Raw genomic sequence first — 18,752 nt, forward strand, 5'->3', positions numbered from 1 at the left:
ATCGCCAGATGAAGACTCACTTGCGCCGCCTTGGCTTGGGTATTTTCCTAGCAGCCATCCTGCAACCCGCTCAGGCAGCGCTCACCGTCAATACCACACGTGTCGTTTTCGACAGCGACAAACGCAGCACCTCTGTGGTAATCGCCAACCCCAGCCCGCGCCCCTACGCGGTACAAAGCTGGGTCAACACCGCCAAGGACGATACCGACACAGCCGTCCCTCTGGCGACCTCGCCCGGGTTGTTTCGCCTGGACCCCGGCAAGGAGCAGATGGTGCAGATCAGCCGCCTGCCAAACAAACTGCCTGAGGACCGGGAAACACTGTTCTACCTCAATGTTCAGGAAATCCCCGAAGTAACGCCTGAGGACGTAAACGTACTCACTATTGCACTGCGTACGCGACTCAAGCTTTTCTACCGCCCCAGCCAATTGAAAGATCGGCCCGTCGAACGCATCGGAGAGCTGAAATGGTCCGTGCGCCAAGGCCCTGGGCGTGTCCAGCTAGTGGTAGACAACCCGACGCCCTACTATTACACGTTCGGGCGCCTGGAGGTCAGCGCTGCAGGTAAAACGGAGGCTATACAGGCTATGGCAATGGCGCCACCGTTCGGCCAGCAGATTTATGACCTTGCCCAAATCAAATCGGTAAAGGGTTTGCAGTTGATCTTTACCACCATCAATGACTACGGGGTCGCCACTGAGGCGATGCAAAAAGCGCTGTCGAGCGTTCCCTGAGCCTGCCTGCCAATACATACGATCGAGCCCTCCGGGCTCGTTTGCTATCGTAATTCACAAAAATCAAGGAGCTCTCCATGAAGCCGCTAGTCATTGCCTTTGGACTCGCCATGGCCAGTCAACAGGCGCTGGCAAACACCGGCTCGATCAACTTCTTCGGCAAGGTCAGCAGTGGGACCTGCGCGATTGAAATCATCGACCCTTCGACCGGCCTGCCCGCCAGCCGAATCTACATGGGCATCGTGAACGCTGCCCAGTTCAAGCAAGCAGACGACGAGGCTGCAAACCGCGCCTTCGGCTTGCGCCTTACACCCGGCAGCGGCTGCATCCTGCTGCCCGGTGCCAATGCCAACGTAACCTTTACCGGAAATTACGGCGGCGCTGGCGCCAGTGGCACACTGTATGCATTGGAGCCAGGTGGCGCCACGGGCTTGGCCTTGATCATCAAGGACAACGTAGGCACCCCGGTGGATAACGGGATCGCCTCCAAACAGTACCCCCTGCATGACAGCAAACCTACCGACATGTTGTTCTCTGCCGCGTACAAAGCAATCGCTACCCAGGTCACCGCCGGTTTCGCCAATAGTGATGTCCAGTTCAGGGTGGACATACCGTAAGCCGCGCAAAAAAATCGGGCCTCACGGCCCGATCTTCATTTCCCCTCCCTCAGGCCTCCTGGCCGGCCAACCTGTCCAAAGGATCGTAGCTATAGCCGCTACCGTCGTAGCTGCTCAGACGCCCCAGGGCGTCATACGTCAACGCCTTGCCTTTGTCATCGACCTTCATGTTGCCGTCTTCATCATATTCCAGCGTGAAATCGCGATAGGCGGAGTGGGTGTTAGTCACACCGGTCAGTTGTGCAGGGTCTTCATTTTCGAATAGGTAGGTGGCCTCGTTTGCGCCCTTGCTACCGTCCTCTTCCTCAAATTCGGTCAGTACCCAGGTGATGTTATCGAGTGGATCGAACTCGAAATACTGCTGACGAATAGTCTTTCCAGCCGGGTCTTTCGGGCTATGGGAAAGCAACCCTTCACAGAGGTACTCCTCCAGCCGGCCGCGCACGTCGTACTTGTACGTTTCCTCCCGCAAGGCACTGCCATTCTCGCTCAACGTTTTGGAAGTAATCTGGTCCAGCACGCTATATTCCTGCACCAGTTCCTGCACACCCTGTACCCGCAGCCCGGCCTCTTCCACCAGTGCCTGCACAGTTTCGTTGGCGAACTTGAAGCCTTCAATCGGCGCCTGGACCACGGTATTCAGGAATACGAACCTGCGCAGGCTTTCACGTCCCTGGTGGTCATACTCCAATTCAGTGGCCAGCCCCTGGGTGCCATCCAGGGTGAGGATGCATTGGGTATTGCTCAAGCCATCGTAGAAGAACCGGCTGCTGGTACTCCCCAGCGCAGTCTGCTCCAGCAGGCCACTGGCGTAGTAGTCGTAGGTCTGCTTCTGGCCGAGAACATCTTTGTAGAACAACTGGCGCCCCAACAGGCTGGTCCCGTACTCCATGGTCCAGGTTTCGTCCCCGATCGTGCGGGTTTCCTCCTTGATCTCGCCTGTACTGAAATAGGCCCGGGTAATCTCATCCCCCTCCTCCTTGCACCAGGTAAGCCGCGCGTTTTGCGGATCGAATTTGTAGTCCGCCTGTTTACCGGGAATGCGCCGCACTTCCGGGTCCTCACCCAACTGCGGAATGTACTGGTATTCGATGACGTTGCCTGCAGCCATTTTCACCTTGCTCGGCCTGGATTGGCCAGGTTCGTAGTGCATGTGCCTTGCCCGCCCCCCGGTGATGGAGGTGGTCATGCGGTTCAGGCCGTCGAAAACCTGCTCCCCCAGCACAGTGCCCCCGACACTGATACTGATCGGCAGGTCGTCGCTGCTGTGCACGGCATAATCGCGGTGCACCACGGACCTGTCCGCCAGCGTCTGGTCTACCAGGCGGCCGAACGCGTCATAGCTGGAGCGGGTAACGGCATTGCGCGCATCGACTTCCCGCACATTACGCCCCAAGCCGTCATAGAAGTACTCCTGCTTGGCATACAGCTTATCCGCCAGGTCGAAACGCTGTGACTGGGCGGGCTGCTCAAACAGGTTCAACCAAATGGTGGTCCTGCCCAGGCTCAACGTACCATCGGCAGATTCGCTCCAGCTGGTCTGGGTGGGCAGCTTGCCCTCAGGGTTTTGCCCGTCAGGGTTGGACCCGATCGGATCATGCGCCTCAAACCGCTTGACTCCATCCGGCCCAATCTCGCAGCACTGCTGTCCCCAGTCGTCGTATTCATACCGGGTTGCCAGCGGCATTTGCTGCTCCCCTTTCCAATCGTATTCTATTGCCTGGGTCAGCTGGCCCAGCTCATCGTAGGTAAACGCATTGCGCGGGCGGAAGACCTGATGCAGCTGGATATTTTCGGCGTCCGCGTCATGACGCTCCTCGCTGGCCACTCGCCCCAGGCCATCGATATACGAGCGGATGGCAACCCCCTTGACGTCCACCCGGCTTTGCGACGCCTTACCGCCAGGCGCGCTCACAAGGCCATACCCATACACGCGCGATGCCGTGTACGCCGCTTCATTGGGCGATACCGTTTCGCGAACTACCCGGCGCAGAGCGTCGTACGCGTACTCGATTTCGACATCGTTGTCGTCGCGATTGAGCAGCGGCTGGCCAATGAGCATCGAATCCTTCAGCGTGATCACCTTGCAGACATGCCGTGGCTGGCCGGTCTCGGCGTCCAGTTCGCCATGATCAAAGCCCGTCACCTGCTGCTCGGTCACCAGCACAGGGTGGCCATCGAGGGTTTCCTTGCTGTAGGTATAACCGGTGTTGGTAGCTTTACCGCCCATGTGCAATGTTTGCAGCAGCGGGCGACCATGGCGCAGCAAGTCGGTGGGGTCATTGATCGAGCTAATGGTGGTGACTTGCAGCGCAGCCTGCTCCACCTCGCCAACCACTTCACACAAGCTTTCCTGGGTGGGGACCAGCCAATTTGACGCCACCCGTTTGGCCGAAGCACCTGGGTAGCTGACCCGGGCGAACGCTTCATACTCAAAACGCTTGCGCAGGACGGGCGCGGGTTGGTCTCCACCTGATGCCGGGAACTGCGTCAGGCTCTTCTGATTACGCACGAAGCCGTCCGGGTCGGGCGGGCAGCCATCAGCACCTTCGGCAGGGTAGTACTCGATAACGGTACGCTGGCCGGAGGGCGAGGTTTGAGCGGTCAAATTGCCATGCAAGTCATATTCGGTCCGGGTGGCCGGCTCGTAACGAACCTTGGAGGCATCCCCCAGCAGTGACCAACTTCGGGCTTGTTCCAGCGGCAACTGGAAGTTGCTCGGCTGATTGTCAAACTCCGTTGACACATTGCCGTGGTACGTCGTACTGCTGGCAAGTTGGTTTTTGCCTTGCAACACAACCTCACCCACCTGCAAGTGAAAACGGTTGTACGTGCGCTGGGTAGTGCGCAATACCTGGTCCTTGCCATCCGCGCCTTTGCCCCATTGGTGAGCGGTGCTGCCATACAAGTAGCTGGAGCGGGCGCGATACAGGTTATCTTCGCCATCGTCACGCCAGGTTACACCGCTGCCGTTACCGACAAAGTTGTTGGGCGCCTGAATACTGCCTTGCAAAATGGTATAGGTGTAGGTGGTTTTCATCGGCGGCTGGCCAGCACCAGGGTTGAGCACATGAGAAGTCACCCGCGGTATCGCTGTACGCGTCCCGCCGCCTGGCAACAGATGGCCTGTATCGCCATTCTCCCCATAGCGGATATCTTCCACGGCACCATAGGGTGTGGACAGCTTGGCCAGGCAGGTCAGGCCAAAGGCCGTGGTGTAGTCGAACCGCCAATTGCCCCCTGCTGCTTCCGGCAAGTCGATTTGGCTCAACGTCTCATTGCGCAGGATGAGTTTGTATCGCGCCAACGGCTGGTTGCCACCCTTGGCATTGGGGTGCAGATCGAGGGTCACCGTGCTGCCATAGCTGATTTTCAGCAATTCCAGGCCCGCGCCATCGACAATACGTTCCAGCCTTTGGCTATCGGCCGTATAGCTCAGCAGAATACGATGGCCGGAAGCAGCGCGGACTTCAGAAGGCAACGCAACCAGATTATCCCGGGTTCCGTACTCGCTCAGGACTTCTTCCATGTGGGATTTGTGAACAACACGATACTGTTTCTTGTTCCCTTCACTGTCATCGAAAAAGCGAAAACTTTTGAGCTTTCTTTCTTTGATTCCTGGCTCTGCGCCAGACCCGGTCACCTTGAAACTTTCCCCGGTGTGCAGCCGCAACATGCGCGTGCCCGGCACGTACTGGGTAAGCTCAAGGTACCAACCCCGGCCAAAGCCGACGTTCTTGTCACTGAACGGGTTGAACACAAGCCGAATCGGCAGTTCTGGCCCCACTTGGTCGTTACCGACGAGGGGTGGCAGGTTGATACTTAACGCATACTGGCCAGTGCGCGGGTCGACATTGTTTTGCACAAAGCCAGAAGCATTGAATGCATTGGAATGGAGTACGGTTTCGATCGCCATGTGATTGAGTATCCGAAAGGTGTTGTGAAGTGCTCACCCCAGCACTCAAACTGTGCCGAGGTAAGCCGTTTGCTTATCGAACGGAAAGTGTCAGGACGTCACGATGGGTTATTCCCTGTCTCTCTTCCTCCGCCGTGGCATCAAAAGCAAACGTCAGCGGATGCACGTTGCCTTCCACATCCAGCAGGGTAAACACCAGGTTCTTTTCAAGTGACTGGCGATAAACCGGGTCTTCCTGCTCACTCTGCAGAACGAAACCCGTATCCCGCTGCAGGATCAACATCAGTTGCCCGGCACCCGGTTTTACGCCTTGCACCACTTTCGGCAGTGCATACGCTCGCTGCTTCGCCATGCGGTAGAGCAATCCGTCAAACAACAATCCGTCGCGGACCCCGCCATCCACCGACTGGAAAGAGAAACCGGTGTAACTGACAAAGTCGTCGTCTTTGATCGGCGGCGTCGACGACCCGGGCTTCCACGACCAACGTACAGCCGATTTTCTATCGGCATCCCTGATGAACAGGCGGGCAAACTTGGTCACCCGGCCTTCCCTGAGAACGTGCTCAAGCAACCAGTTGTCAGTACTTTTGTCCACGTAAGCGAACTCATCCCCTTCGGACGGAGACTTATCCCCTGCCACGCGGGTGCGCTTGAAGGAATACAGCTCCTGGGTGAAGGAAGGGAGGTCCGCCCCTCGCAACTCGAGTCTGCCCTTCTCGCCGCTCCCCGACGACGTGACTGTTTTACCTGTCAAGGTATTCTGTATCGAAGCAATAACCCTGATCATCCCGGGTTTACGGGAATGGAAGAAGAACCGGCGGGTTCTGGCCCGCAAGGGCTCGATCGGCCCAGCGTTTACAGCAGCCTGCCTGTTGATGTTGTTTGCGTTCCTGTTTACCGCCCAGTCTTCACCCCCTAGATCAACGCTGCCCAAGGCTTCTTCCATCGGCGCGAGGAAGGGTAGATCGTTATTGCTGTCAGTGTTCAAGAACTTCAAAGTTGCCAGATCGGCGTCGGAAATATCGACCGGTTGATCATTGTGATCGTCCGCAGCGGCAACGGTGACCTCGACTTCGATCTGCTGCCAGCCGTTGGCGAAGCACTGGGGTGCACCGATGGCTCTAAGTTCAAAGGTGCCGAGGGCCTCCCATGACAACAGGCCGGCTGTTTCCTGCCGGCCTTCGCTGAACTCCACGATGGCGTAGCCGGCGCGCTCAACGCCGTCTCTCGCAGTCACCACCGCAATGGGTAACTGCGGGTTCTCTGGAGGCATATACACGTTGCCATCGAATTCCCCCTCCCCATTCACAGTCCAGGTCACGGTGCTGCCAATATCTTGCGAGAAGTCTTCAGACATCACAGTGAACGGCGTAGGTTGAACCGACACCGCTTGCCCCACGTGGAACGGAACCACATTCAGGCCCGCATGCCACCTGATCACTACCACCGCAGCTTCGGCGCTCTCCCCGGTGAGCTGGTTGGTACAACGGATTCGCTGGACCTTGAAGAGACTGCGATCGCCACCAGGCGCATAGGGCGTGAAAATGGCCCGACCGTCACCCTTGTCGTCAAGATCACCAATCGGCTCGTCAAGCGTCTGAACGCGTTGTTCACCTTCCGACAGAAGCGCTGCGCCCACCAGCTCCCATTCCAGCCTGCCTGCTTCGACACTGGAGGCGCGGAGCTCGATCGGATCTTCACCTTGCACCCAGGTAGTAACACGTGGTGCCACTTGCACCGCACGGGCACTTTCCATCACCAAAGCGTGGCTGCGCCCTTCGCCGCCGGTTTCAGGCGAGGTAGCGGTTACCAGCACCATCTGCTGGTCCTCGACGAAACTGCCTGCAGGGCGCGGGCTGTAGCTGGCGCCATTGAATGTGCCGACCGCCGCAGGGCGCTTCAGGTTAATGGCCGACCATCGCACGGTGCCAGTTGCGCCTGCGGCAGTGAACGGGATGGATTGCCCGGATACGACTGTCGCGAGGGCCGGCTCGACCGTTACAGCCTGCTGTTTTTTCTGCCAGTATCCGGACACCACAAGATCAGCTCCGGTATTTTTTTTGCCAAGAACGAACTCATGGCCGCTGGGCAGGCTGAAGGTCTTCAGTACATCCCTGATTTCTCCCGCCGCCAGGTCCTCGATATCAGGAACGAGGATCAGGGTGCCCGGCAACCCGCTCGCCTCCTCGGGGATCGGGTAAGGGAAGTCGATACCTGGGTCTGGCTGCCCCCCTGGACGCACGTCGATACCCAGCTGCATGAAGACCAGCACCGCACCGTCACCGAGGCGAGGGCTCCCTTCGCTTTGCCCCCAGGGTGCCGGCATGGTACGCACCATGAACTGGTCCGGGCTCAGCGGGTAGTAATCATCCATGACGAAACTGCCCAGGGAATAGGTACGTTGATAAGCCCGCATGTAGCTGATCGATTCTTGCAGGCGCCGACCAATCACGTTGTTGGCATAAGGGTTAGGCCCCAGATTGGTGGAGAATCCGGTGGCACTGGCAAGATCCAGCTCCAGCAAAGTGAAGCGGCTACCCTCCGGCCGGCCGAGCCGCAATGACAACGGTGCTTCAACCCGATAGCCCATGGCCTCGGTGATGGTGAAACTCTCCACGACGCGTTTGGGCCTGCCAGGCAGATGCACTACTCGCATGTATTCCCCGGCGAGGATGTTCATCCGCAACGTCAGGTCTTGGCTGAACCGCGTCGCATTCTCGAAGCTGACCTGGGGCGGGCCCAGCACTAGCCCTTGCAACGAAACGCTGACTCGCTCTCCCTCGTCAAGGTAGGCTTCCAGATGGATAGGGTCCATCATGCCGAAATTACCGAGCGTCTCCAGGTACTGTTCACGAAGCGAAAGGTCAAGAATACTGCGGTCCAGGGCAAGGACGCCCCCCCAACCGAGGCGGACCGACGCTTGCACATTTTCTTGCAAAACAGTGTTGTTCACATCACGGTTCATCTCACACCTCCTTGATGGACGGATTGAGGATATCGGCGTAACGCCGCACCGGAACGATGGGCAGGGGTAAAATGACGTAGTCGTGGGTATCACCCGCCATATCGTTGACCCAATAGGCCGATATGATCACGTACTGCTCGTCAGTATCGGGCGCGGGCGTGTATATCCGGGTTGCCTGGTCGACGGTTCCACCGCCGCGCAGCACTTTCCATTCGACAGGGTCAGGAACCTCAACCTTGTCAAAATCCATGTTGAGCCTGTAGAACGGCAGCTCCACGCGGCCATCGGTCATGGCTTTTGGCTCCAGCCAGTAATTGGGGTTTTTGGGGCCCACAACCAGCATGTCGATGGTCGCTGCCGCACCACCGGCAGCTGGCCGAACAGTGACCGGGTCCAGGCGCAGCGCCCTGTAGTGCTGCGGGTCTGTTGATTCACGCTTGGGCAGCGTAGCCGGCGCGGTGTACTTGTAACCTCCTGGGTTAAGCGGATCGGTATCGGGGGTTACAGTACCCAGCGCCGGGGTGTCCCATGTCAGCGCTGCAGAATCCGGGGTGCCCGCAGTCAGTGAATAGCCTTTGCCTACATTTACCGCCGCTACCCATGGGTTCACCGTGACCTGGCTTGGTACAACGCTAACCAACGTCTTGCTGACGAGTTCGCCACTGGTAGCCGTCACGATCAACCGGCGGTGGCCTTCTGCATGTAGCGCATCATCGGATGGCGCCGTAAATCGTCCCTTCAATGGATCTTTAAACTGCCCGGTTTCGCCCGTTTCGCCGGGAAGATTACTCACCCCCCACGTAACAGCGCCTGGTGCAGATTGGGCTACAAAATCGATCACCTGGCCGCTTGCAACGATGGGTTCCGAAGGGCTGATGGACAGCGTGGTACGTTTGGGCGCCAGGTTACCTAGCAGGGTCAGGTCGGTCGGCATGGCCACGGTGCGCGGTTCAACGACGTTTTCGCCACGGAACAGCAAGTTGTTAAGACGCAACGCGTCGATTTCGAACGTCATGTCCAAGAGGCTTTGGGCTTTTGCCTCAAACTCCGCCTTCAATTTATCTTCCAACTGATCTACCATGACTTTTGATTTGCTTCTGGCATCGGCAGCGCCGTTGCCAGAACCGAACCCATCTTCGACAGAAATGTCCGTGCTAATCGTGAATTTATCCATTACAAACTTTAGCATCGACTTACCCCCCACAACAGAGAGCGCGAACTTGTAGTTCGCATCAATCGATACCGTTGCATTGATATCCAGTGATTTGGTATCGCCTGACGAATTCCCGGTCTGAATCCAGTACACCAGCTTACCCACCTCTGACGTAGAGGACCAGCTCGCTTTAAGCGACCTACCCTCGAATACCAATTCTGCGTCCTTGGTAAACAGCTGGGCTTGGACTCCATTAACCGACAATCTCCAGCGCCAAGTCTGAGTTGTCCCACCATTGCCACTGTCGTAATATTCGAATGCCACGTAAGAAGTAGCCGCTGCATTGGCGACAAACTTATAACGGTCGCCAGGCAAGTCCACCACGTCAAACTTGTCCTTTATCCACTCAAACTGGTCCAGGCCAGGTTTGATGACTTGCTTGGCCAGAAACGCCGACGACAGCACCAGGTTACTGGTGTAAGGCGCCGAAGCATCAGGCAACATATACAACATGGCCGCATCGTCATGGGGATAAGACCCCGCATCACTGCCCCTCATCGCGACAAATACAACAACTGCACCGTCACCGTACGCCTCACTGCCGAGCAGCGCACCATTTGGGGCTTTATGGGTACGCAGACCAAAGACACCTGGATTGATAGGCGATTCGCTGTCAACGACCAGCTCACTCAGCGGAAACTGTGTGATTTTTTCGTTATCTTCGCTCCAGCCCTTCAACACTTGGTCGAAATAAAGCCCCAAGCGTATCTTTTCAAGCTCTGTTCCACCGGCACTGAATTGATGATCAAACCCATCCTTCAGATCAAGTAACACTTTACCGCTACTTTCAACGGAACCTTCTGTAGCCTCCAGCCGGATATTCATATCCAGTACACCACCGGTGGCCGCATTATAGACCGACAGGGCTGCTACGCTTCTGACGGGTTGGCCATCAAGGAACGTTTCGATCACTTCAATATGCTTACCGCCCACCAGACGCATCTGCAACTTGGCTTTCGACTCATTGATGCTTGCGTTTTCAAAAGACAGCCGTGGTTTGTCCAGTACGAGGCCAAGCAAGACATGCTCGATACCATTACCTGCCTCGACCGTGTCGTCAGGTAGCGCAGGGAAGAACACGTCTTCAATACCGATACGGTCAATGTACTCCTGCGACAGCAAGGCGTTGGCAGCGCCCCGGTCAAACACCAGCAGCGCATCCCACTTCAGGGTTTTTGCGCCTTTGTCCATCTCTTCAAGAAATTCTTCAAGCGATTGAGCACTCACAGCCTGAGTCACCACCGGAATTTTACTGTTCATCAGATTAATCTCCCTGTTCCATGCTTTGATTAATGCAACACCAAGCAGCCCGCCAAATTGCCAGGCCGGGCCAGCTTCAAGGTCGCTTACATTGACTTTTTCGGAGTAATAAGCAGCGGCCGAAGTGCGTGCCAACTGTCACCGCTATCGAAACTTACTTTCCCGCTAACGGTGTACTGCCTGTTTTCTTCCAGGCTGTTATAAACGCCAACACCCAACCACTGTTGTATCCGATTATTTCCATGTTCACCGGCGGTGACAGGCAACTGATCGCGTAATACGGCGCCGCCTTCGATGGCCAGCGTGAAGGGTTGGCCTGGTGCAGCGAAAGGCCAGAGCAGCACCCCGGAGACCTCGAGCAACGCACCATTATTCCGATCCAGCTCGGAGCGCCGAAGTTCGCCATTGGTTCGCGCATGTTGGCACTTGACATTATTTTCGAACACCAGCGGCTGGACGCGTAAATCCACAGTGGCGGAAGGCGCCGAGCGCCCACCCTCTTCATCGACGATGTGGTAGAACACAGTGAAACGCCTGCTGTTGTCCGCGCCGGCTTGATGCATGTTAGCGGCGACAACGCCAGGGTCTATCTTGAATCGTCGGCCGCCGGCCTCGACAGGTGTGGCAGTAATCTGCTTTCCGTTTTTTTCATAACCGTCCCAGTGAACCTCAAAGTGTTCGCCTGGACGCAACGGGATGTCAGGCACCACTACATAAGCCCCGAGAATTGCGCTGTCTGCCCTTAGCTTTTGTGTGCCTGGCACCGTATCGGAATCGGCACGCTCGATGGTTGGCTCTGCAAGGCTGCGTGCCGTTTCGAACTCGACGTCCAGGGCATGGGAAGTCAGCGCATGCCCCGCCCGTGCAATCTGGTAGAACACGTGATGTTTACCCGCTACAAGCAAGCTTGCGTCAACCTGCAAGACGGTCTCAGCGCTTTCAGGGCTGCTCGCATCCATGCGTGCAAACTGCACGGCAGGCTCGATCTGGGCGGGGCTTTTCCAGTGCAACAGCACGTAGTCGCCCGCTTGTAGACCTGAATAGGACGGTACGCGAACTGTGACTCCATTGGGGAATTTGCCAGGGTCCAGTGGGGCGCCTGTGAAGCCATCGACTTTAGGCTCGGGCAACAGGTCGACAGTGCTCGGCGCCCTTGCTACCGCCACTTCCTGCACCGGGGATTCAATTTTTTCGCCTATACCGGCCAGCGTGATGGTGTATTGGAGCTCCATCCGCCCGTCCTGCACGCGAATGAAGTGCGACTTGGCAACTTGCCACTGCAGTGGCTCAGCCAGGTTAGCTTCTGTCACCGCGTAAACTTCGCTTGCCGGTGGCGTCACTTCGACGCCTGCAGCACTGAACTTGCGCCCCACCAGCTCGATACGGTCGCCAACTTGCATGGCCCGGTAGCGTGGCGCAAACAGGCGCACACCTTCCGTCTCCAGGTCCGAAGCAACAATCACACGATCATGCGACTCACGTGCCTGCGCCACCGATAATGTTTCGGCACTGCCACCACGGTCGCGCAGTCCCAGGTAACAAAAGACCCGCATTGAGTCCGGCGTGCTCTCTGCTGCGTCATCAACCTTGTAAGATAAAAATGCCCAGCCACCGTCGAAGGGTTGAACAAAACGATTACTGACGACTGCTCGCATCGTTTTTGTAGTGTCGTAATCCAGCGGCACTTCAACCATCGCGTCAAGTTCATCAAAAGGTGTACCGTCTGCAGCGATGCCGCGCCAGACCGGATAGATATATTGACCAAACCTTATATCCGCACCTGTGATCACAAATTCCAGGGGCGCGCCATTCATGTTTTTGACATCAATTTCACCCCACGCATTTCGCGCCGGGATTTCAGGGGCGGGGTTGCGCGGGGACTGTTCAGCCCCGTATTCCACTGTGCGTTTGGTCGCCATGAAGAGGCTCCTAGCGGGTTCAAGATGCCCTTAGTTTTACGGCGCACTACCACGGCTGGCTACTGACAGAAATAACAGGTAGTACGCATCCGCCAGGTACGCGGGCACCGGATAAAACTACCAGGTGACAACAGCCATAAAGTATGAAGCAGCCCCAAACCCACTCCCCGGTACTTCAGCACACCTGTTAATTCTGACAGGTTTCACCGCACGGCAATTTGAATAAGCTGCGAGCAGAGAACCCGCCACTATCCCAGCAATACAAACCGTTTTTTTTGTCTGTTCAAACACCATGAACAACAGGGAGCCCTGAATCATGAAGCAGTTACACTATCGTCGCCTCGCCGTCACAACAGCCATTAAACAGGCCCTGTTGGCTGCACCTTTGCTTTTAAGCGGTGTTGCCGCCTTTGCAGCCACCACGACCGATTCAACCCAGGCTGATCCGACCCCCTTCCTCGCCCTCTACCAGACAGCGGATAACAACACCGAACCTGCTTGCGGGCTGGCGCTACCAGAAGCGGGTAGCGGCACTACCGTGAAACTGCTACCTAAAAAACAATGCTCAGCCGACGCCAATGAGCCTCACGCCATTCGCATTCGAAACGTGCCGATCAAATCGAATTTTCTGCTCACTGATAACGAGCGCTGTGAAAAAGCCAACAGCGCCTGGATCGAACTTGACACGAGCCGCTCCAACGCTTCGCTGGAAAAAATGGGCATCGACAAGCTCTGGACCTACGCGGGCACCCCGGAAAAACCGGGTTACCTGACCAACAGCGGCCTCGATAGCAATGCACCAAGCCGTGGTTTCAGGATCATCGGTAACGGCGACAAGATCGTGCAGGGGGAACTTGCCTGCATCGTGGTCACCATGGCCCCACGGAGCAATTGATCATGGCCAATTCTTCCGGGGTACACAGCAACGCCACCAACTTCCAGAGCTTCGTGCAGAACCATGTCGACCAACGCACCGGCCAGTACAACCTGGCCATTGACTTGCAAGTGCCGGCCGGCAACGACCTGACCGGCCCCGGCCTGCCCTTGCGCCTGTCGTACAGCCCGTTCAACAACGAGGACTCAGGCTTCGGCACAGGCTGGCAACTGACAATGACCCGCTACGTGCCCGCCACTCGAATGCTTACCCTGCACACGGGGGAAAGCTACAAAGTGACAGGTACCGGCCCGCAACCCGCTATTCGCGAAAAGAAAATTCACAGTTTCAACTTTTACGACGACGGCGAAAACGGCAATGGCCCGTACCGTGTAGAGCACAAGTCCGGCCTTGTGGAAATACTCACCCTGCATGACGTGGTCAACCCCATCGCCCTGCCCACCAAAGTCAGGGCGCCCTCCGGCCACGGGATAACGCTCAGCTACGTCCCTGAAAACCGCCGGTTGGAAGAGATCGTTGATGACAATGGCACGGTGCTGCTAGCGTTGAAGTACACCGACAGCAGGGTAACCATCGATACGCACCCAGGCGCCGGGGCCGACAACCAGCCATTTCTACGCTACATGCTGGAACTGAGAAACCGGGCATTGGTGGAGGTAAAACTACCACCGGCCGTGGGTGGCAACTGGCGCTTCGCTTACACCACAGCCCGGGGCCTGACCTGCCTTGCAAGGGTATCCACGCCTTCAGGCGCCGTGGAGGAGGTGCGCTATGGCGAAAACAACGACCCTGGCCACCTGCTGCCCGGCACGCAACCTCAAAGAGTGTTTCCACGGGTAACCACCCATGAAGTCAAACCCCGTGCCGACCAGCCGCCGCTGAAAACCACCTATACCTACACGCACTTCGATGAAGAAAACAGCATCGAGGTGGCGCACAGTTTCGTCGGCAGCAATAGCAATGTCAGCTGGCGTGACGACGGCGAGGACAACCTGTACCGGGCGCCATCGAGCTACCGTTACAGTGTCACCGCGCATTACTGGAAAGCAGGCAAGATCGCGCGCAAGCAGACGCAGACATTCAACCGCTACCACCTGTTGACTAAGCAAACGCTTGAAGAAGATGGCCACATCGAAGAAACCGACACCGTCTTCCATGAACGCCCCGGCAACAGTTTCGACGCTCAACCGCGCTACTTCCAACTGCCCAAAACCATCACCAAACGCTGGAAGCTGCGTGGCGACGCCGGCAAACTGCACGTGGAAACCGCCTCCACCCTGTATGACGATTACGGCAACGTCACCGAGGAACAGGCCCCCACGGGTGTACGCGTCACCTACGAATACTACGACAAGGATGGCGAAAAAGACGGTGACACCTGGGTCTGCCCGCCCGACCCACAGGGCTTTGTGCGCAACCTTAAGTGCAAAACGGTTTACCCCGTGCAGGATCTGCCCGGCGACGCCCCCGTGCTACGGACCCGGCTGACCTACAAGGCCTACCCGGTGCTGTCCAGCCTTGGCCAAGCGAGCGAGTGGCTTGCACCTTGCGAAGAACAGGTGTTGCAACTGCTCGATGCAGGCCAGCCCGGAGAGCGCGAACAACTACTGATCAAGGTAGAGCGGTCCTACCTGAACATGCCTGGCAATGCCTTCCTGCACGGCCGCCCAGACCACCAGTTGACCACCCGCTACGGTGACGACAGCGCCAACCCGGTACGCCGGGCCATAGAAAGCCGCTGTTCGCGTACCGATTGGGCGTACCGCAAGGTCGTCAACGAGGTGCATGGCCTGGAGTACTGGACCGAAGAAACCGTGTCCGGCTTCGACCTGGTGCAAAAGAGCACCAGCATGGCCGTGTCTGGCCTGCATGGCCAGAGCGTGTACGAAGAAGACGACACCGGCAACACCATTCGCCGCCGCTACGACCCCCTTGCCCGCCTGGTAGAGGAAACCGTTGCACCCGGCCAGGGCGTTGACGAGGCTAAGACAACCCATACCTACGGGCTGGTCACTCATCCTGAAGAAGGCCCGGCCGGGCTGGCCTCGCAGTCGGTTACAGGCAGCACGGGCGTGAGCACCTTCATCACCTTCGATGGCTGCAGCCGGGTGGTGACCGAAGAGCGCGAAACGGAAGTGCCAGGCGCCCCGGATAGCACGCCGGGTACTGAAAAAACACGGCAACGCAGAGTGGTTGCACAGCGTAATTACGACGAACTGGGCCAATTGAGCGATGAAACCGCGTTCGACTATTACGACGGCAAGACCCTGACACTGAAATCCACCTTCGAATACGATGCCTGGGGCCGGCTGAGCAAAACCACCTTGCCAAACGGCGTTACCCAACACAGCGAATTCTCGCCATTCGGCGAAGCAGGCGACGTGGTCACCAACTGGGTTGAAACACCAGACCAACCGGATGTTCGCCAGCAGCAGCAGGTTACCGAGACCAATCGCTTCGACAAAGTGGCGTGTCAGTACCGGCTGGACGACGCAGGCCAGAACGTTGGCCGCCATGACTTGAGCTACGACGGCTTTGGCCGCTGCATCAGCGAAGCACACACCTTCAAACGCAACGACAAGCCGGTCAGCCGAACGAGCACGTTCACCTACGACGCCGAAGGCCGAGTCACCCGTACCGAACGGCCCGACCAGTCGGCAGTGCTCAGCCAGTTCGCGCTGCACAGTGCCGCCCCGTTGGCCGAACAGCTGCTGGTCGAGCGGCGCAAGGGTGCCGAACCCACCCTTGCCTGGCAACGGGATTACGATGGCCTCGACCGGTTGAAGTCGCTGAAGGCGGGTTTGCAAGATGAAACCTACACTTACAAGCGCAACACCTCGCTGGTAGAAACCCGCACCACTGCGCAGCGCACCTTCACCTACCACTACCGCCCAACGCGCTCCGCCCAACCCAACCAGATCGACGTTGACGCGGTAAAGAGCACGACGTTCGATTACGACACCAAAACCTCGGCCATCAGCACGGCCAGCGACGCACAAGGCAAGCACAGCTATACCTACACCGATCAAGGCTACCTGCTGAAAACCCAATGGGAGGGCCAGGACGCCAAAGGCCATCACTGCGACTATCGCAATTCGTTCCAAGGCCTACCATTGGGCTCCACCGAAAGTGACGGCGCTGAGATGACCCACGACTACAACGCGCTGGGGCAACTGCAACAGACCAGCCAAGGTGACCTGATCGCAACGTTCGAATACGACACGCTCGGGCGGCTCTGGAAAACCACGACCCAGGACCTGGCCAACAAACAGGTACTGTTGTGCGAGCAGACTTACGACGAACTTGGTCGAGAGAAAAACCGCGAACAAACGCTCACCCGGCAAGATGGCTCCACGCTCACCCAAAGCATCGCGCTGGCGTGGCAGGAAGATGACCAACTGCGCACCCGCACCCTCACCCGTGACAACCAGCAAGTGTTGCTGGAAACCTTCGACTACGATGCACTCGACCGGCTGGAGCAACACAACTGCCAAGGCACCACCCTGCCGCGCAACGCTGCTGGCCGGGCTATCAAGAATCAGTTTTTCGTCTACGACGAACTGAACAACCTCACCGAGTGCTACACCGATTTTGCCGATGGCACATCGGACGAAGCGTTCTATACCTACGACGGCTTCATCCTGAAACTGGCAGAGCACTCCCTGCAACCCGATTATCCGGCCAGCCAGGCGTTCGAGCACGATGCCGAAGGCAACCTGCTGAACGATGAACAAGGCAACAAGCTGGTGTACGACGACCATGGTCGGTTGAGCGAGGTACAACGGGCCAGCGATGGGCAGCCCCTGTACTGCTACCGCTATGACGGCCACAACGATCTGATCGGCGTACGCCATGAGCAAGCCCCGGAAGTGTCGCGCCGTTACCAGGGCTACCGGATAAGCAGTACACGCGATGCCGACTTGCTCACCGAGTACCTGTACGCAGGCGACCGCCCTCTGGGGTTGCAACGCCCTGCTCAAACTGCAGACAACCGGCTGTACGCGACCGACGCGGCAAACAGCGTGGTGGGTGAATGCAGCAGTGATGAACTGCGCGATAACGCCTACACAGCCTATGGCGATTCACCGGACAACGACCAACTGGTGGGCCTGCTTGGCTTCAACGGCGAAGCCCGCGAACGGGCCTTGGGCTGGTCGCTGTTGGGGCGCGGCTACCGCGCCTACAACCCTGGGCTGATGCGCTTCCACAGCCCGGACACGGCGGCGCCAGAAGCGGCCGGTATCAACCCGTATGTGTACTGCGGCGGCAACCCGGTCAACTGGCGCGACCCAAGCGGCCATTACGGCATGCGGCACAGCACGGAGGCGCCGTACGTTCCGCCCAAACCACTGAAACCCAAGGCCGACTGGCGATCCTGGCTTGGCGTGGCCCTGGGTGCTGCATTTGCAGTGGTCAGCTTCATGGCCCTGCCCCCGGTAGGCCTGACCATGGCCTTCGCGTTTGGCGCAGCCAGCCTTGCCCTTGACGCGGCCGCCACGGCGGTTTCTGTGGTGGCAATGGTGACAGGGAGCAATGCGGCCTATGACTGGGCGTTCGGGCTGGGCATTGCCAGTGCGCTGAGTACGTTGGGGATCATGGGGTATAGCCGGCTGGTGGCGAAAAGGGCAGCAGCAGATGCAGCTGTCAACGCGACTTTCCCAGGCAAGTTGTATGCCTCTAGCGACGCTGTCACTTCCACAGTTACTACAAACATTTTTAACACTACCAACAAGACAGTTAATGTACACAGAACCACCAACAATATTAAAAAGATTATAAAAGCCGCCCCGAGAAAAACTGCCCAACTGGACCTTTCAGATAACTTCACCTTCAGGTCTAACCCTCTATTCGATGACGGGCTCTCCCTATCTCCATCTCCAGCTGTATCTCCCTCCAGGAAAAGCTCTCTTTCCACAGTCTCTCGGGACGACGGCCTTCAGGTAACAGATGAGTTACTTACTTCTCACACGCCGAAAATTGAAGCACCCGACATAGAAATAGGCCCGATCAAAGGTGGCTACAGGATAGTCGGAAAAGGTAAGTGGCTGAACATGCTTCCACTTCGTGATTTCAGAAATGGTAGGTTTGTCTTAGGTACATAAGCTTACAGGCGGCCTTCGCCGAAGGCCGCCCTCGCCTACAAGAAACTAGATAAAAGGTCACATCACTCAGAATTTTCCTACAGAATATGATCTGTCTTTCTCGCTATCTTCAGCCGCCTTAACTGGCATGC

The 18,752-nt window shown here is 57.5% G+C and carries 8 protein-coding genes; 4 read left to right on the forward strand and 4 right to left on the reverse strand.

Annotated elements, in window-relative coordinates; genetic code table 11:
• The first annotated feature begins 8 nt into the window (after positions 1–8).
• Both APH25_RS07560 and APH25_RS07565 read left to right on the forward strand, forming a co-directional pair.
• Positions 9–734, forward strand: coding sequence for a molecular chaperone (locus APH25_RS07560; RefSeq protein WP_060481540.1), 726 nt, complete (start codon positions 9–11; stop codon positions 732–734).
• Between the two features lie 77 nt (positions 735–811).
• Positions 812–1,351 carry a fimbrial protein gene (locus APH25_RS07565; RefSeq protein ID WP_060481541.1) on the forward strand — a complete coding sequence of 180 codons (540 nt, stop codon included), beginning with the start codon at positions 812–814 and terminating at the stop codon, positions 1,349–1,351.
• Between the two features lie 49 nt (positions 1,352–1,400).
• Here the strand turns inward: APH25_RS07565 and APH25_RS07570 are convergent, their stop codons facing one another.
• The 4 genes from APH25_RS07570 to APH25_RS07585 all read right to left on the reverse strand — a co-directional run bounded on the left by APH25_RS07570 (position 1,401) and on the right by APH25_RS07585 (position 12,624).
• On the reverse strand, positions 1,401–5,267 hold the full coding sequence (locus APH25_RS07570) for an RHS repeat domain-containing protein (RefSeq protein WP_060481542.1): 3,867 nt from the start codon (positions 5,265–5,267) through the stop codon (positions 1,401–1,403).
• Positions 5,268–5,340: 73 nt separating this feature from the next.
• Entirely contained in the window at positions 5,341–8,232 is a 2,892-nt protein-coding gene (locus tag APH25_RS07575) for a hypothetical protein (protein ID WP_060481543.1), read from the reverse strand.
• A 1-nt stretch (position 8,233) separates the two neighbouring features.
• Complete coding sequence (locus APH25_RS07580) at positions 8,234–10,840, reverse strand: hypothetical protein (protein ID WP_156333145.1); 2,607 nt, start codon at positions 10,838–10,840, stop codon at positions 8,234–8,236.
• Positions 10,792–12,624, reverse strand: a complete 1,833-nt coding sequence (locus tag APH25_RS07585; protein WP_060481545.1) for a hypothetical protein — start codon at positions 12,622–12,624, stop codon at positions 10,792–10,794. Before APH25_RS07585 ends, APH25_RS07580 begins: the two co-directional genes overlap by 49 nt.
• Positions 12,625–12,940: 316 nt before the next feature.
• Between APH25_RS07585 and APH25_RS25450 the strand changes: the two genes are divergently transcribed.
• Complete coding sequence (locus tag APH25_RS25450) at positions 12,941–13,519, forward strand: hypothetical protein (RefSeq protein WP_156333146.1); 579 nt, start codon at positions 12,941–12,943, stop codon at positions 13,517–13,519.
• 2 nt (positions 13,520–13,521) lie between these two features.
• Entirely contained in the window at positions 13,522–18,621 is a 5,100-nt protein-coding gene (locus tag APH25_RS07595) for an RHS repeat-associated core domain-containing protein (protein WP_060481547.1), read from the forward strand.
• Positions 18,622–18,752 lie beyond the last annotated feature (131 nt).

The sequence above is a fragment of the Pseudomonas sp. NBRC 111119 genome, from assembly GCF_001320125.1.
Classification (GTDB): Bacteria; Pseudomonadota; Gammaproteobacteria; order Pseudomonadales; family Pseudomonadaceae; genus Aquipseudomonas; species Aquipseudomonas parafulva.

Coding starts and splice junctions, on each gene's coding strand:
- APH25_RS07560 (WP_060481540.1), top strand. CDS start 9: ATGAAGACTCACTTGCGCCGCCTTGGCTTGGGTATTTTCCTAGCAGCC.
- APH25_RS07565 (WP_060481541.1), top strand. CDS start 812: ATGAAGCCGCTAGTCATTGCCTTTGGACTCGCCATGGCCAGTCAACAG.
- APH25_RS07570 (WP_060481542.1), bottom strand. CDS start 5,267: ATGGCGATCGAAACCGTACTCCATTCCAATGCATTCAATGCTTCTGGC.
- APH25_RS07575 (WP_060481543.1), bottom strand. CDS start 8,232: ATGAACCGTGATGTGAACAACACTGTTTTGCAAGAAAATGTGCAAGCG.
- APH25_RS07585 (WP_060481545.1), bottom strand. CDS start 12,624: ATGGCGACCAAACGCACAGTGGAATACGGGGCTGAACAGTCCCCGCGC.
- APH25_RS25450 (WP_156333146.1), top strand. CDS start 12,941: ATGAAGCAGTTACACTATCGTCGCCTCGCCGTCACAACAGCCATTAAA.
- APH25_RS07595 (WP_060481547.1), top strand. CDS start 13,522: ATGGCCAATTCTTCCGGGGTACACAGCAACGCCACCAACTTCCAGAGC.